Origin of the sequence: uncultured Cetobacterium sp. (assembly GCF_945952365.1) — a bacterium.
Lineage (GTDB): Bacteria > Fusobacteriota > Fusobacteriia > Fusobacteriales > Fusobacteriaceae > Cetobacterium_A.
Map to the genome: position 1 here is coordinate 1 of NZ_CAMFHX010000010.1, position 16,012 is coordinate 16,012.

The 16,012-nt window shown below is 27.1% G+C and carries 13 protein-coding genes; 5 read left to right on the forward strand and 8 right to left on the reverse strand.

The window, feature by feature from the left end; all coding sequences use genetic code 11:
- Positions 1-371 precede the first annotated feature (371 nt).
- Both csx2 and Q0O83_RS04930 read left to right on the forward strand, forming a co-directional pair.
- Positions 372-1,661, forward strand: coding sequence for a TIGR02221 family CRISPR-associated protein (gene csx2, locus Q0O83_RS04925; RefSeq protein ID WP_294094655.1), 1,290 nt, complete (start codon positions 372-374; stop codon positions 1,659-1,661).
- 129 nt (positions 1,662-1,790) lie between these two features.
- Complete coding sequence (locus tag Q0O83_RS04930; protein ID WP_294094658.1) at positions 1,791-2,345, forward strand: hypothetical protein; 555 nt, start codon at positions 1,791-1,793, stop codon at positions 2,343-2,345.
- A 68-nt stretch (positions 2,346-2,413) separates the two neighbouring features.
- Here the strand turns inward: Q0O83_RS04930 and Q0O83_RS04935 are convergent, their stop codons facing one another.
- The 4 genes from Q0O83_RS04935 to Q0O83_RS04950 all read right to left on the reverse strand — a co-directional run bounded on the left by Q0O83_RS04935 (position 2,414) and on the right by Q0O83_RS04950 (position 5,463).
- Complete coding sequence (locus Q0O83_RS04935) at positions 2,414-2,638, reverse strand: hypothetical protein (protein ID WP_294094659.1); 225 nt, start codon at positions 2,636-2,638, stop codon at positions 2,414-2,416.
- Between the two features lie 71 nt (positions 2,639-2,709).
- A complete protein-coding gene (gene ndk, locus Q0O83_RS04940) occupies positions 2,710-3,114 on the reverse strand; it encodes a nucleoside-diphosphate kinase (protein WP_294094660.1) in 405 nt (134 codons plus the stop codon).
- A 321-nt stretch (positions 3,115-3,435) separates the two neighbouring features.
- Positions 3,436-4,551, reverse strand: a complete 1,116-nt coding sequence (locus Q0O83_RS04945) for an RNA-guided endonuclease TnpB family protein (RefSeq protein WP_294094661.1) — start codon at positions 4,549-4,551, stop codon at positions 3,436-3,438.
- Positions 4,552-4,761: 210 nt separating this feature from the next.
- Entirely contained in the window at positions 4,762-5,463 is a 702-nt protein-coding gene (locus Q0O83_RS04950; protein ID WP_294094663.1) for a hypothetical protein, read from the reverse strand.
- A 339-nt stretch (positions 5,464-5,802) separates the two neighbouring features.
- Here Q0O83_RS04950 and Q0O83_RS04955 point away from each other — a divergent pair, with 339 nt between their 5' ends.
- Positions 5,803-6,609 carry a hypothetical protein gene (locus Q0O83_RS04955; RefSeq protein ID WP_294094664.1) on the forward strand — a complete coding sequence of 269 codons (807 nt, stop codon included), beginning with the start codon at positions 5,803-5,805 and terminating at the stop codon, positions 6,607-6,609.
- 37 nt (positions 6,610-6,646) lie between these two features.
- On the opposite strand, the gene Q0O83_RS04960 is transcribed toward Q0O83_RS04955, so the two are convergent.
- The gene (locus tag Q0O83_RS04960; protein ID WP_294094666.1) at positions 6,647-9,481 is read right to left on the reverse strand and encodes a DEAD/DEAH box helicase; all 2,835 of its coding nucleotides are present in this window, start codon (positions 9,479-9,481) and stop codon (positions 6,647-6,649) included.
- A gap of 270 nt (positions 9,482-9,751) precedes the next feature.
- On the opposite strand from Q0O83_RS04960, the gene Q0O83_RS04965 reads away from it, so the two are divergent.
- Positions 9,752-10,345, forward strand: coding sequence for a sigma-70 family RNA polymerase sigma factor (locus tag Q0O83_RS04965; protein ID WP_294094668.1), 594 nt, complete (start codon positions 9,752-9,754; stop codon positions 10,343-10,345).
- A 60-nt stretch (positions 10,346-10,405) separates the two neighbouring features.
- Here the strand turns inward: Q0O83_RS04965 and gshAB are convergent, their stop codons facing one another.
- Together gshAB and Q0O83_RS04975 are read right to left on the reverse strand one after the other, a co-directional pair.
- On the reverse strand, positions 10,406-12,730 hold the full coding sequence (gene gshAB / locus Q0O83_RS04970; RefSeq protein ID WP_294094671.1) for a bifunctional glutamate--cysteine ligase GshA/glutathione synthetase GshB: 2,325 nt from the start codon (positions 12,728-12,730) through the stop codon (positions 10,406-10,408).
- A 13-nt stretch (positions 12,731-12,743) separates the two neighbouring features.
- Entirely contained in the window at positions 12,744-14,048 is a 1,305-nt protein-coding gene (locus Q0O83_RS04975) for an MATE family efflux transporter (RefSeq protein ID WP_294094673.1), read from the reverse strand.
- Positions 14,049-14,202: 154 nt separating this feature from the next.
- On the opposite strand from Q0O83_RS04975, the gene Q0O83_RS04980 reads away from it, so the two are divergent.
- Complete coding sequence (locus tag Q0O83_RS04980; protein WP_294094675.1) at positions 14,203-15,258, forward strand: acyltransferase; 1,056 nt, start codon at positions 14,203-14,205, stop codon at positions 15,256-15,258.
- A 57-nt stretch (positions 15,259-15,315) separates the two neighbouring features.
- Here Q0O83_RS04980 and Q0O83_RS04985 read toward each other — a convergent pair whose 3' ends face one another.
- Positions 15,316-16,008, reverse strand: coding sequence for a TIGR00266 family protein (locus Q0O83_RS04985; protein ID WP_294094677.1), 693 nt, complete (start codon positions 16,006-16,008; stop codon positions 15,316-15,318).
- Positions 16,009-16,012 lie beyond the last annotated feature (4 nt).

The window sequence follows — 16,012 nt, forward strand, 5'->3', positions numbered from 1 at the left end:
AAAATTACATCATTGCATTCTGCCAAAAAACCTACAATTTATTCTACCATTAACACGCTGCTAATATCTGCCATATTTTTACTAATTTACCTTCTATCTTAGCCTTATACTTTTATAACTCTCTTGATTTTCCATTCTCCTTAAAGTATTTACAAGATATATCTCCTTTATCAATTCCAAGATTAAAATACTCCATCGCTTTTTCACTATTTCTTAATCTTTGCTCTATACCACCTAAAAGATTATAAACCCCTTCATTACAACTAGATAAAGCTTTCTCTCCATAGATTTTTGCTTTTTTTCAATTTTTATTTGAATTCTAATAAAAAATAGAGTAATAATATATTAAACAATTTTATTTGGAGGTCAAAATGGGAAAAATTCTTTTAACAGCTCTTGGTGGAGTAACTCAAAACTATAGGGCCACAAACTACTCTATTGAAGGAAAAGAGTATTCTGACAAAAAGTTTATTCTTTCAGCTTTAGATGAACACTATAGCTTTGATAAAATTTTTGTTTTAGGTACTACCTCATCTATGTGGGATGCTTTTTATGAACATATTTGTGACGTTACAGAGACACCCTCAAGTGTAGAAGATTATATGTTTATTAACAATCAATGTAGTTTAGCTAACCACGAAACAAATTTTTCAGATATAGACCTTACACCTATTACAAATATTATTCCAGAAAAATATAATTTAAAATTTATGAAATTTGGAATTTCAGAATTTGAAATGATTGAAAATTTAAAACTTCTTATGGAAATTACAGAAAATTTAGACAAAGAACATGAAATCTATCTTGACTTAACCCATGGTTTCCGTTCTAATGCTTTTTATATGTTTATGGTTATGAACTATATAAATGATGTTAAGGATTCAAATGATGCTATAAAGGGGATTTTTTATGGGATGCACGAATCCAAATTAAATCCGACTCCTATTTTAAATTTAAAAATATTCTCTGAAATATCAAATCTTTTAAAAGGAGTTCACGATATTAAAAACTATGGAAATTTTTATACAATTACAAATTCGATTGAAGATATTAAAATTAAAAATAAGCTAGATAATTTTTCAAACTCACTGAATATAAACTATATTGGAGAAGTTAAGAATAGATTAAATGAACTAAATAACATTATAAAAGCTTTAAGGGAAACTGATAATCCGCTTATAAATATGATTGTTCCGAAAGCTTTAAATGAGTTTTTAGATAAGTTTTCAAATATAAAAAATAATCAAACTTTTTTACTTGAAATTTCAAAGTGGTACTATGAACAGAAAAAATATGCTACTTCATATTTAACTATGAGAGAAGCTATAACCGCTTTTTTCTGTGATAAATATTTAGGTTCTAGTACAAAAGAAAATATTGAAGAGGCTAATTCAAAAATAAATACGTTACATAATAGCTATAGAAATACTTCTAAAATAGAAAAACTAGATCCTAGTTATAAGAAAATGGAAAAACTGCTTCAAATTTTCAGAAAATGTCGTGAGATTAGAAATAATATTGCTCACTCTGGTGATCAGAAATTAAATGCCATTAATGATATAAACAATATTCCAAAATATATTGATGAACTTAATATACTTTTTAAAGATAAGGATTTTGCAAACTATCTAAAAAATAGACTAACATTTTTTAATGATTAAAAGAATGCTTAGAACTCTTATTTTATATGAGAGTTCTTATTTTTTGTAATTTTCATAGTTTTTTTGTAATATATATATTCTACAATATTGATGAAACACAAATTATAATAACTATACCAGGAGGAAGAAATGGCTACAATAAAAAATGAAACTAATTATATTTTCTCTCATATAATTCTAAAAGAAAAAATTTTTGAAAATCAAAAAAAGGTTTCTAACTTTTTCTTTAAAACAGATGATGAAGAGGTAAAGAAAATACTTAAAACTATGTGGAACCATTCTTATAAAGTTGCAAATGAAGAAGATAGAAATGAGCATATAGTAAAGCAAGAATTTAATTGTAACATAAAAAAAGATAAATTTAATAATAATTTCTTATATTGGGCTTTAGAGCTACCTAAACCAGAATATGTTGCTGATTGTAAATATATTGGAATTCTTTATAACACAGATAGTAACGAAGTAAAATATATTACTTTTGAAAAATCTTATAATTTCAATACTGGAGGATGGATTAAAGGAGTGATTAATAAACTTATGGGAAAACCTAAAGAAGAATCCAAAGAAAGTTATGTCTTAGGTGGTTGGGCTAATGACGCTCATCTTAACTACGGAATGGTTGAAGATTGCAATTTTGAAGGATTTATAGAGATTTTAAAAGGAATTACTTGGGGAAAAATATAATTTTTTAAAACATATATTGCCAGATTAACTGACAATATATGTTTTAAATTTCTTACAATTAATAAATATTAGTCATCTTTCGATTTAAACTTTTCTTCAATTTTAAATATTAACATCTTAACATCTAACAACTCTGCTGCTATAAGTTTGTCAAAATTATCTTTATAAACCTTTTCTAATTTTTTAAATCTTTCCCAGAAATCTTCTAACTCCTCTTTTTTTACCTCTTCAACTTTCTTCAAATTTTCAGTAGCTTCTTTTTTTAATTCTTCTAACTTTTTTTTATTTTCCATAAATACACCTCACTTTTTATAGTATATAATTATATACACCACTTTAGATGAACTTCTTTTTATAAAGAATATTATAAATTCTTAAAAAAGTTTTTAATCTCTCTTTCGCTACTTTCTGAGCTATCAGAAGTATGAACAATATTCTCTAACATATCTGTTGAGAAATCTCCTCGTATTGTTCCAGGCATTGCTTCCACTGCTGAGGTACTTCCTGCCATATTTCTAACTATTTTTATACAATCTTTTCCCTCTAAAACTATTAAAACTAACGGTCCAGATGTTATAAAATTAATTAGATTACTATAGAACTCTTTTCCTTTATGAACTATATAATGATTTTCAGCTTTTTCTAAAGATATTTTCTCCATCTTTAAAGCTTTTATCTCCAATCCTTTTCTTTCAACTCTTTGAATTATCTCTCCAACCAATTTTCTTTCAACTGCATCAGGTTTTATTATCAGTAATGTTTTTTCCATAGTGCCCCCTATTTAGTATTCAAATCCTATATATTTGTTACTATTCACTATGGAGATTTCCTTTATTTTTTATTAAAAAGTATAATTTATTCCTGCATACAATCTAGTATCTTCATTTACTTTATAATTAATAATTAAATTTGTTACAATATAATCATTTATTTTACCACCAGTATTGTTGCTATCTATATAGACTGCATCTTTATATACTGTCGGTGAACTACCACCGCCCTAATAGAGGGCGGGGCTTCGTGGGAAGTATCTGACTCATGTCGGATATATTAATCACGCTCTGCGGGTAATTCCTACCCTGAATATATTTTAATAGGCTAGTAGACTTCTACCAACCTCACGTATATTTATACTTGCGTTTAAATCTCTATCTATCTCGTTGTTACATTCATCACATTTGTAAACTCTTGTAGATAGTGGCAGTTCAGTTTTTATAGCACCACAAAATGAACAAGTTTTTGATGATGGAAACCACTTATCTATTTTTATTACTTGTTTACCTAAAAGCATTGATTTGTATTGAAGCATAGTGCAAAACATCCCCCAACCGTTATCAGCGACAGATTTATCAAAATTTAATGCTCCACTCATAGCTTTCATATTAAGGTCTTCAAGTATTATCGCATTATATTTAGTTATAAGTTCATGTGATAACTTGTGTAAAAAATCTTTTCTACTGTTTTTGATAAGGTTATGAATTTTAGCAACTTTTAATTTTGCTTTATACCAATTTTGGGAGAACTTAACTTTTCTTGATAATTCTCTTTGAGCTTTAACGAGTTTAGCTTCTAACTTTCTAAAAAATCTAGGATAGTCAGCCCTTTGGTTATCGGAGCTAACAAAAAGTTCAGACATAGCAAAATCAAGCCCAACAATATTATTATCGCTTGGAACTTCTTTAATATCCTTTTCAAATTCAGTTAGTAAAGAAACGTAGTAAGCACCGTTAGGCTCTTGGCTAATGGTAGCTGATTTAATCACATAATTTTGAGGTATCTGTCTATGAAGTTTAATTTTAACTAAACCTAGCTTTGGAAGTTTCAGAAAATTTCCTTCAACTCTAATATTATTACTTGTAGATACTGTATTGTACGATTTTCTAGTTGACCTTTTAGATTTGAACTTAGGAAATGCTATACGCTTTTGAAAGAAATTCTTATATGCAGTTTCTAAATTTTTAAGTGATTGTTGTAATGCTATTGAATCAACCTCTTTTAAGAATGGTAATTCAAGTTTAAGTAGAGGGAGTTCTTTAGCTTGAGTATTGTAAGTTACAGATTTTTTCTCTGTCTTATACAATTCTTTTCTTTGAGCTAAGAATCTGTTATATACAAGTCTAGTACAACCAAAAGTTGCATTAATTGTATTCGCTTGGGCTTCATTAGGATAGATTCTATATTTAAAAGCTAAGTTATATGTCTTCATAGTTTACACCTCCTCATTAAATTTTTATGTCCTATTATTTTATCATATTTTAGAGAAAAATAATAGAAACTATGAAGCGATATATTAAATCACAGAAATTGAAAACTAAAAGGTTGTCTCGATTCATCCTCTCCCTAATAGAGGAAGAGGTTTTCTCGGGATATTTTGATAAAAAAAGAGAACCCTTAGGTTCTCAGATATTTTTCAACTCTATTCAAATTTTATTAAATACTCCTCGTTATACTCTTCGAATATTTTTTTAAACTCGTTTATCTCCTCTGCTTTAAAATCATTTTGGCTTAATTTATCTAAGATATCTATACTCAAATCATCCATATATGAAATACACTTTTCAGTTAAAACATTTATTAGTTTTCTAGATTTAGAATATATCACTGTTATTTTCTCACCTTTTAACAAATTAGTTTTTAATTCCCAAATCATAATATCTTTTAAAAAATTATTATATCTTTTTAAAATATCATCTTTAAGCTTCTCATCCTCAACTAATTTTTCGATTAATTCAGAACTCAGTTGCTGAGCATACTCAATATTATTTAATTTAAATTTATTAACATCCTCTTTAAATCTAGCTTCAAATAAAAATTTATTTATCTTAATTTTATATCTTATATTCGATTCTTTAATTTTCAATATCTCTGTTATACTTTTCAATTCTTTTTTCAGAAGAAGATTTTCTTCATGGTATTTTTTTAACTCATCTCCCATCTTTTCCCAATCGAAACTGTTTTTACTCATATTTTCTTTTGAAATAAATAGATTATTTTTACATTTTAAAAATCCATCTTTTTTAACTAATTCTAGTGATAATTTTTTAATTTCATTTTCTAATAACTTTTGATTTTTTTCAATCTCAATAAGTTTCTTACTTTTAAATAACCCACCAATCATATCTCCCCTCCTAATTAAAATTACATATCCTTAAATAGATTATACTCTTCTCCTTTTGTTTTCCTTCTATTTTTTGTAAAATAGAAATAAGCAGGTACTGGGAATGTACCTGCTTATTTTTAAATTAGAAAATTTTTCATCAATTTGAGAGAAAATTGACGAGCATTAAAAGTTCAGTAATTGAATTGTACATTAAAATAAGCTATTTGTCTAAGTTTTAACTGATCAACTTGTGTTCGTTATTTGATTATTTTTTATATTTTTCTTGGTTTTTGTATGTTTTTATACTATAATGTAAGATGTGATTTAAAAATATATATAAAAGTTTAGGAGAGTTTAATGAATTACTTTTTACACAGAGATTTTAAAATTTCAGAAAAAAATAAAAATAGAATAAAAATATATTTCAATGGAATAAAAACACTAAATATACCTATTAATTTAAAAAATAAAACTTATAACGCAACTATCGATATCGATAGTTTCAATCATTTAACAAATTTTGATTGCTTTAATTGCCTTACTAATTGCTGTGTACAATTCCCATATGAGTTTAATAAAAAATCAAGAAGTGTAATTCTTGGTAATTTAAAAGAATATGACTCACTTACAAAAGCTGTTTCTATATTAAAGGAAGAGGGATTAACAGAAGCTGAAATTATAACATCTATCAAAAATGATAAGATGCTAATTCCCGATGAACATGTTGATTCAACTTTTGATAGATGTACATGTTCTTGTATCCATATAGATAGACACCTTTGTGCTATACATAAAATATGTATCGATAACGGTGCTTCATTAGGTGAAATTATAGATACAAAACCTCTTTGGTGTTCTATATACCCTCTAGAAATCATTCAAGAGAATGAGACTTTATACATCTTTGTTCCAACTAAAAAAAATAGCTATTTAGCTATGAATGATTCTAATTTTGCATGTATGGATATCGAGAAATCTAAATCTCCATATTTCAGAAGGGATAATCCCATAGGTTTTAATAGTGAAGAGTACCAACCTTTTATAATCTCTTATCAAAATGTTTTAGAATATATTTTTGGAAGTGATTTTGTAAATTCAATCAAAAAGTCTTTAAATTTAGAAAATCAAAATAGTGATGACTTACAATATAATAAAAAAATATAAAAGAGAAGCGAAATTCGCTTCTCTTTTCTCATACTATCTAATTTAAATTAAAATAATCAAATAAATCCTTATCTATCTCATCTTTTAAAATTAAATCATATTGAACCAAAGGCTCACCTTTTTTCCCTAAAATCTCTTCAGCTTTTTCTACTCTCAGTACCTCTCCTAAATAGAAGAAATTCTCACCCATTTTTTTCTTTAAAAATACCTCTATTGTAAATTCGTTCTGAGCGATTCTCCCCTCTCCTGTGAGCTTTCCATTTCTATTCAAACATCTATTACTCTTTGAAAACCAATTGAAATGTTGTCTATCATAAAAAATATTATCATAAGCCGTAAAAGGAGTTGAATCATCTAAAGTTATAAAAATCATAACTTTCTTTTCTTTTTCAAAAATTGTATACCCACTCACTTGGTATCCATTATTAAAATCGAGATTCATATACCAAAAAGCCTCTTGTTTTGAATAGCTTTTGTATTTTATTACCCCCTCTTTAGAAAAGTTTTTATAATTATCTTTAGAACTATTTAAATTATATTTCAAAAGATCATCTATCAAAACTTTGAAATAGCTATTAGTTTTATAACTTTCTATAAACCCTTTCTTTATAACCCAACTATTTTCTTCATCTAATTTTTCTACTAAAGGCTTATACTCTTTTATTGTCGACAAACTTTTAAAAATATCTTTCTCTAAATGCTTCAATGCATTTTCAATATTTTTTTCTTGATTGAACAAAGAGTATCTCTCTTCTAGAACTTTTAAAACTTCTTTTACTGTCACTTTCCTATTTTCTATAAGATATTGCAGTATTAACATCTCATGAACTCTTTTAGCTGGTGTAAATATTGATGATAAAAATGTTAAATAGTTTTTTTCAGCTTCATTTAAACTTCCTAAATTCAAATTTGGTTTTATCGTTTTTAAAACTTCATCATAAGTTTTCCTAAATTTTAAAATTACTAATGGATCAATCAATTTCCTTTCATAAAAATCATTTAAAAATGGAACTCTACCCAATTGCTTTTCTAAAAGTTCAAAATCTGATTCAATCATTTTTTTAGTTGAGAAATTTGTTTTATTTATATTTTCAAAAATTCTCTCTCTAACTATTTTTTCAAAAGTGATACTACTTTCTCCTGGAATAATATTAGTTCCATTTATCAAAAACATCTTCATATCATCTCTATCAAATGAGTTTCTTCCAGATATCGCTGTTGGAATTAAAAAGTTTTTTTGGTAATTTCCTATAAAGTCTAAAATTACTACAAACTCTTTATTTCCACTTTTTCTTAATCCTCTTCCCAACTGCTGTATATACACAATTGATGATTCTGTTGGTCTTAAAAATATAACTTGGTTTACAGCAGGAATATCAACACCCTCATTAAATATATCTACTGTTATTAAATACTCAATCTCACCATGTTCTAACTCTTTTATAGCTGTTTCTCTCTCTTTATCTGTAGTCTCACCACTTAACGCTTTTGATTTGATTCCTCGCTCAGTCAATTTCTCAGCTAAAATTTCAGCTTCATCTATCCTAGATACAAAAATCAACCCATGCAACTTCTCACCGCTATATCCATAATATCTAGATTTTTCAATTATATGTTCAACTCTTTCATCTAACACTAAATCTTTTATAGAAGTTTTTTCATCTATCTCTTTTCCTTCTATTTTTATATCAGAGATTCCAAAATAATGAAACGGACATAACAGCCCCTCATTCAAAGCGTCATTCAAACGTATTTCATAAGCTATATTATGATTAAATAATTCATAGATATCAAAATCATCCCCTCTTTCCGGAGTCGCTGTCATTCCCAATAAAAATTTTGGTTTAAAATAGTCTAAAATTTTTCTGTAACTCTTAGCACCTCCATGATGAACCTCATCTACTACTATATAATCAAAATAATCTTTTTCAAATTTTAATAGATGCTCGTCTCTACTTAAAGTCTGAACCATTCCAAAAACTAAATCATTTTCACCATTTTCAAACTCTCCATATATCCCCATTTTTTTATCTTTTAAAATGTGTTTAAAACTATTTAAAGATTTTTTCAAAATTGTTTTCCTATGAGCTAAAAACAAAACTTTTGTAGGCTTTGTTTCCAATATATGAAAAGCACTCAGATATGTCTTTCCTGTACCTGTAGCACTTATCAATAGTGCTCTATCACCTTTTCCTCTTGCCTCTTCTAAGCCTAAAAGAGCCAACTCTTGCATTTTATTAGGTTTTATTTCTAATAAGTCACCATTAATTTGATTTTTTTTAATTTTAAGTTGTTTAGACAATTCATAAACCTCTTTGTATCTATTCAAAATATTTGAAGTTAGTTCTGGCAAAGCATTATAAACTAACTTAAATTCATTTAATATATCCTTTGCAATTTTACCTGTGACTAATGAACTAACTTTTAAATTCCATTCAAAATTAACTGTCAAAGCAGTTCCTGTCAAATTACTACTTCCAACTATAAAAGACCATACATCTTTTTTCTTAAAAAAATAACCTTTTGCATGAAATTTAGATTCTGTCAAAAGTTTTACTTCAATATTATTAAAACTTAAAAGTTTCTCTAAAGCTTTGGGTTCTGTGAAACTGAGGTAATCCCCTGTCAATATTTTCCCTTTAACTCCTTTAGCTTCTAATAGTTTTAACTGCTCTAAAATTAAAGTTACACCACTCTCTGTTAAAAAAGCTACAGATATTATAAATTCATCACACTCTTCTAACTCTCTTCTTATATCAACGATTATTTTTCTATCTCTATTTGATAAAAGTTTGTGTTGAAAATCTAGCTTAGATTCATTCGAAAAATCCAAACTACTTGTTTTTAAACTTTCAATTACATCTCTATGCATAAAATCACCTTATTCTATTTATTTTGTAGACTTTATTATAGCATATTTCTAAAAACTATTTGTTTAAATAATGTTTTATTCTAAGAGTTTATTATACCTTTTTCATATATTTAAAGTCCTTCTAACAAACACTAGCTTTCCCATTTTCAAATTTTTTGTTTACATATCAAAAAATATAATAAAAAAGAAAAATTTGGAATATTTATTTTAATCATTTTTTTTGATATTATTACATTAGAAAATATAATAAATAAATTTTGGGGATGAGCCATGATAGAAGTTATTGATATCAAATTAGCACAACAAGGTGATGAGGAAGCTACTGAGAAGATTTTTCAAGAATACCAAAGTTCTATTTTAAGAAACAATCGTAAATTCTTCTTAAAAGGTGCTGAATCAGATGATTTATTACAAGAGGGATATATAGGACTTATGAAAGCTATAAAATCTTTTGATGAAAATAAAAATGCTTGTTTTAATACTTTTGCAAATTTATGTATTAGAAGACAGATTATTACTGCAGTTAAAACTCACAGTTCAGCAAAATATCAAAATTTAAACTCAGCAGTTATGGGAGAAGAGTATGTTGGATTTGAAGAGGTTACAAAATATAATTCGCCTTCTATTAATTTTTATAACCCAGAAGAGATTGTTCTAGGAAAAGAGTTAGTTAAACTTCTAGAAACTTTCCTACTTGAAAATCTGAGTGATTTAGAAAAAAAAGTTTTCTATTACCTTTGTAAAGAATACTCTTATGTAGAGATTGCAGGTTTTCTAAATGAAACACCAAAAAAAATAGACAACACTATTCAAAGAATTAAAAAGAAAATTATAACTTACTTAGGAACAGGATTTTCAAAGTAAAATTAAATATATTAATATGAAAAAGAGTAGATTCAAATTTAATTGAATCCACTCTTTTTTTTAATTTATATAACCTAAAGCTTTCAATATCTTTTCACCTAAATTTCTATTTTTTCCTTTATATGGATAACAATGTATATGAATAGCTGGATTGAAGTTTAACTCTATAATTGCATAATTCCCTTTTGGATTCTCCTCTTTTAAATCCTCTATCATCATATCTACTCCACAAATTTTTGCACCAACTGCTGCCGCTGATTGGATGGCTATTTGTTTATAAACATCTAAAATTTCATCTGTAAAATCTAAGCTATCGCCTCCTGTACTTATATTTGAGTTTTCTCTTAGATATACAACTTCATTTTTTTCTGGAATATATTTAAAATCTAAACCTTGAGCTTTTAGAAACATTTTTTCTGCTTCACCTAGTTTTATCTTTTCTAGTGGAGTTTTATATCCCTCTCCTCTTAAAGGATCTAAATTCTTTTCAGCAACTAGTTCCTCTATACTTTTCTTTCCATCCCCCATAACATTAGCAGGAACTCTATGAAGAACTCCTACAACCTCTCCATCAATAACAAAAATTCTATACTCTTTTCCTTTTACAAATTTTTCAATTAAAATTGACGAATCCTCTTTGAAAGCTATATCTATTGCTTTATCATAATCCTCTTTTGAAAACTCATCCTTAAAAATAGTTATCCCCAATCCAAAATTTGTAGATTTTGGTTTTATAACTGTTCCAGCACTATATTTTCTATAGTCACTTTTAGCTAAATCTATATCTGAATAATCTCTTCCATCAGGTACAACTACTCCGTTATCTTTTAATAACTTTTTTGTAACAACTTTATTCTCCATAATCAACATTGTCACATATGAATCTAAAGAGGTTTTAGTCGCTTGTTTTATATATTCAACTTTTCCATTTTTTTCTAAAGAGATAAAATTTTCACCTCTATCTAAAATCTTAAATTTCACTCCATTTTTTATTGCATCTTTTAAAAGAATTTGAGTTGATAACTCGAAGTCTTCATATCCTTTTAATGTATATGGTGTACTTTTCATCTCTTCTAAATATTTTTCTGCTAACCCTATATGTAAATTGACAAAACCTTTCTCTTTAACGCCCTTTAAAACAGCCTCAGTGTAAAGTGATTTAGATAAAATTTTATTTCTTTGGAACTCTAAAATTTTTCTATCTTTTTCAGTGAAAGCTTCGATATTTTTAAGTTCTTTTTCTATCTCCTCAATTAAAATAAGAGAGTAGTCTCTCGGTGAAACTTCTGTATCCTCACAACAAATTAATTTAAAGTCTTTAGAATTTCCATTATTTGCAAGTAATTCTTGATTTTTTAAATATCTAAAATAATCTTTCTCTGTAAACTCTTCATCATCTTTTAAATATAAAAACAATATAAACAGATGTAAAAACTCTAAATCTAACTCTTCTATTCCAATTTTTGAAAACGGATTTAAATCTATAGATCTAAACTCAAGATATTCAACACCACTGTTTTTTAGTTCATTTAGGATTTCTTTTGTATTTTTAGTCTTAAGTCTTATAGGACTATAGTATTCTTTAGGACTTGAGATTATATTTTGATTTATTAAATTGTTTAAAGATTCAATATAACTTTCTACATTTTTATAATCCACAAAAAATTCATCTTTATTTCTATAGCCACAGCTACTATTTCTAAATGAAACTATATCTTCAAAATAATATGTCTCTCCATTATACTTTTTCATTTTATCTAGGCACTTCTGTAAATAAGTTTCATGAACAACAGGACTAGCTCCTAAAAGGTATATTATGATCCAACCATATTTAAAATAGTTTCTAGATATTTTTAAATATATCTCATTCTTAAACTCTTTGAAATCCTCCGATGGTTTTAACAAAGTATATAGCTCCTCTAAAAACTCATCATCAAATGAAAAATTAAAATGAATACCTGAAAGTAGTTGTTTTTTTCTACCATATTTTTCTCCTAATTTCTCTCTATAGATTTCTAACTCTCTATTTTGTGGAAATTTTGCTATTGGTATGTCCTTATCATCTGGAAGAATTGGAGGAACACTTTGCGACCATAAATACTCATCTTTCAGATTCATTGAAACAACTTCATGAATATTTCTTAAAAAATCATACGCTTCTTTTACACTTTTTTCAGCGGGTGTTATAAGTTCCATTTGACTTTCTGAAAAATCAACTGTTATAAATGGATGTTTTGCTTTATCACCAAAAATTTCAGGATGAGGTGTATCTGCTAATCTCCCATCTTTTTTTACTCTAACACTTTCCTTTTCTATTCCAAAATTACCTTTTTTTATATCTAAACCAAGTTTATTATTTTTAATTATATCTTTTACTCTGTTCATCTTTAATCAGCTCCTATTTTAAATTCTTTTTAAACATTAGCGGTGAAACAAGACCTTTTATCACACTCGACAAAGCTATGCTTATCCAAACTCCATTTAAACCAAAATACTCATCTCTAGAAAGAAATAATGCCAATGGAATTCTTATCGATGTAAAAACAATACTTATTACAGATGGGATTTTAGGTTTTCCAATTCCACTAAAAGCTCCATTTGTAACTATCTCATAACACATAAAGAGTTGAGACAACCCTATTATTCTCATATAATTTACTGCTACTTCTATTGTTTCTGGTTTTTTAACAAATATTTGAACCAAAAATTCTGGAAAAAGAATAAATATCCCTGTTGTTATAACTCCTATCAAAGTAGCTATTGATATCGCTGTTTTATATCCATCTTTTATCCTATCTTTTAATCCTGCTCCATAGTTTTGACCTATGAAACTTCCTACTGCTCCTTGAAGACCTGCAACTGTCATAAATGTTATAGATTCTATTTGCAGACCTATCTTTTGAGCTGCTATAGCATCTGCTCCCCATTTTGAAATTATTTTTGCCATAGCTATTCCAAAACCAGTAAACAATACTCTTTGAATAGCAATTGGAGACCCCAACACAACCATCTCTTTCATACTATTCCAATTCTTAGAAATATAACTTTCTACTTTAAAATAATCCTTAGATTTTCTTACAAATAAAATTGTATTTATTCCCTCAGCTAACACTGTTGCAAGAGCGGCACCAAAAACTCCCCAATCAAAAACAAAAATAAATAGTGGATCTAAAACTATATTTAAAATTACTCCAACGCTACTTATTTTAAATGGAAGCTTGCTTTCGCCATAACTATTTAAAATTCTAGAGTATAAAAAGTTAAAAAATTTGAATATAATACCTATCCCAGCAACGACTAAATATGTTTGAGCCATCTTTTCAACTTCACTACTCAAATCAAAAAATCTTACAAGGTTCTTTGAAAAAACAACTGTTGGAACTATAAATCCTATCGCCATTAAAAAATTCATTGTACACGCAGATTTTATATAATCTTTTGTCTTTTCTAAATCTTTAGCTCCAATCACATGCGATATTTTTATTCCAGCACCAACAACAATCATAGAATTTAATGCATATCCTAAATTTATAAAAAAACTAGCAGTCCCTACTGCTGCAACTGCATCACTTCCTATTTTTCCAACCCAAAACATATCAACTAATCCATAAATCATTTGTAAAAAAGATGAACCCATTATTGGAATTGCTAAACCCAACAATATTTTTTTTATATCCCCATTCGTTAAATCATTTTTTTTCATAAAATCTCCCATCAACCATATTAGCTTTTTCTAATATAGTTTTAACATTTTTTCTTTTTTTTGTCAAACTAATCTTAATTTTGAATCATCTATTAATTTGTATTGCAATTTTTGAAATGCTATAATAGAAATTATAAATTTGATAGGGGGATTTATGTTTTTAAGTTTTATCAATTATTTTAGAGGATTTGCTATTTTACTTATTGTTATTGGACATCTTTTTGGAACTGTTAAAGTTTTCAACTATGATAATCCATATATGAATACTATTTTTACAAAATCAATCTTTTCACTAGTAAGTGGAGGAACATCTCTTTTTGTTTTTATTTCTGGTTTCTTATTTCATCATGTATTCTATTCAAGAGGATTTAATTTTAAAAAATTTTTAATCAATAAACTAAAAAATGTTTTATGTCCATATTTAATTCTTATGACACCTGTTGTCGTTTACCAACTTTTGTATGTTCCTAGATACCAAAAGCTACACACAACAACTCTTGAATTTTTTAAATATCTATTTTTAAGCTTATATTCTGGAACTATGCTTTTATCTACATGGTATATTCCATTTGCTTTTTTACTTTTTTTATCGTCACCAATTTTTATAAAATTTATAGAGATGAAAAAATATCATAAAACTATTATGTTTGTTATGTTACTCTTAGGAAGTATCGTTCACAGACCAGCTCATGATTTTACTGTTAATGTATTCCAAGCTTTAATATACTTCAGTCCAGTTTACTGTTTAGGAATCTATATCTCTATGGAAAAAGATAGTTTCTTTGAGAAGTTTGAAAATAAAAGTTATATTTTTGGATTAATTACTCTTGGAATTTTGGCTTTTCAAATTTACACGGGTAAATTTATTAACTCACATAAAAGTATTTTAATATATAAAGGAATAGACGTTGTTATTTTCCAAAAATTCTTTATGTGCTTATACTTAGTTCTATTTTTTAATAAATATGAGAAATATTTTAATAAAGTTTGTAAAAAAATATTTGAAACTCTTGCTGAATATAGTTTCCCTATTTTCTTTTTACATAACTACATTATTCAATTTCTTTATCCTGCTATCGGGTTTGAAAAAGAATCAGGTTATATAGGATTAATTCTTCTAACTATACTTACGCTTTTCTTATCTATTGTGTTTGCATATATCGTAAAAAAAATATTCAAAAAAAATAGTAGATATCTTATTGGAGGGTAAATAAAAGATTAAGTAATTGAAAAAAGATGTGCAGTTTTATACTTGCACATCTTTTCTTTATTTTTTATTCTCTTTAGGAAACGGTATATAATCAACTAAGATATCTACAAACGATTGGATATTTCTTGTTTGGATTATCACTTTTCCTTTTCCTCTGAAAGTATTCAACAATCCTTCACCAGATCTAAATCCAAATAGACCACTTGCTATCTCCATTTTATAATCTAAAGATTCTTGCCAGCAAACAACATGACCATTATCTATTTGAAACGGTTGTGACCCATCAAGATCTATCTCTATTAAATCTCCAAATCCATTCACAAGTAGTTCTCCCTCTCCTTTAGATTTCAAAATAAAAAATCCACCTGTTCCTCCTAAAATAGAGTTCAATATTCTTTTTTGTCTAGTCGAAGTGTAATCAACAGAGCTATTACAAGCTAAGAAACTACCATCATTTAAATACCAATGATTTCCACTAGAAACATTTAATACTTTTATATTTCCAAATCCCTTTGGTGCAACTGCAACTCTTCCTACTTCCTTAGCTGTTGCAACCGATGTAAAGAAACTTTCTCCACCTAAAAAAGCCTTTCCTATTGCTGAGAACAATCCTCCATTCACTTTTCCTTGTAAATTTATTGAGGCATCTTTATAAACCATGCAACCAGGTTCTATTCTTACACTTTCACCTTTTTCCAATTGAAACTCTACAAGAGCTGCACTTGTTGACGATGTTTGAACTATTTTCATATTT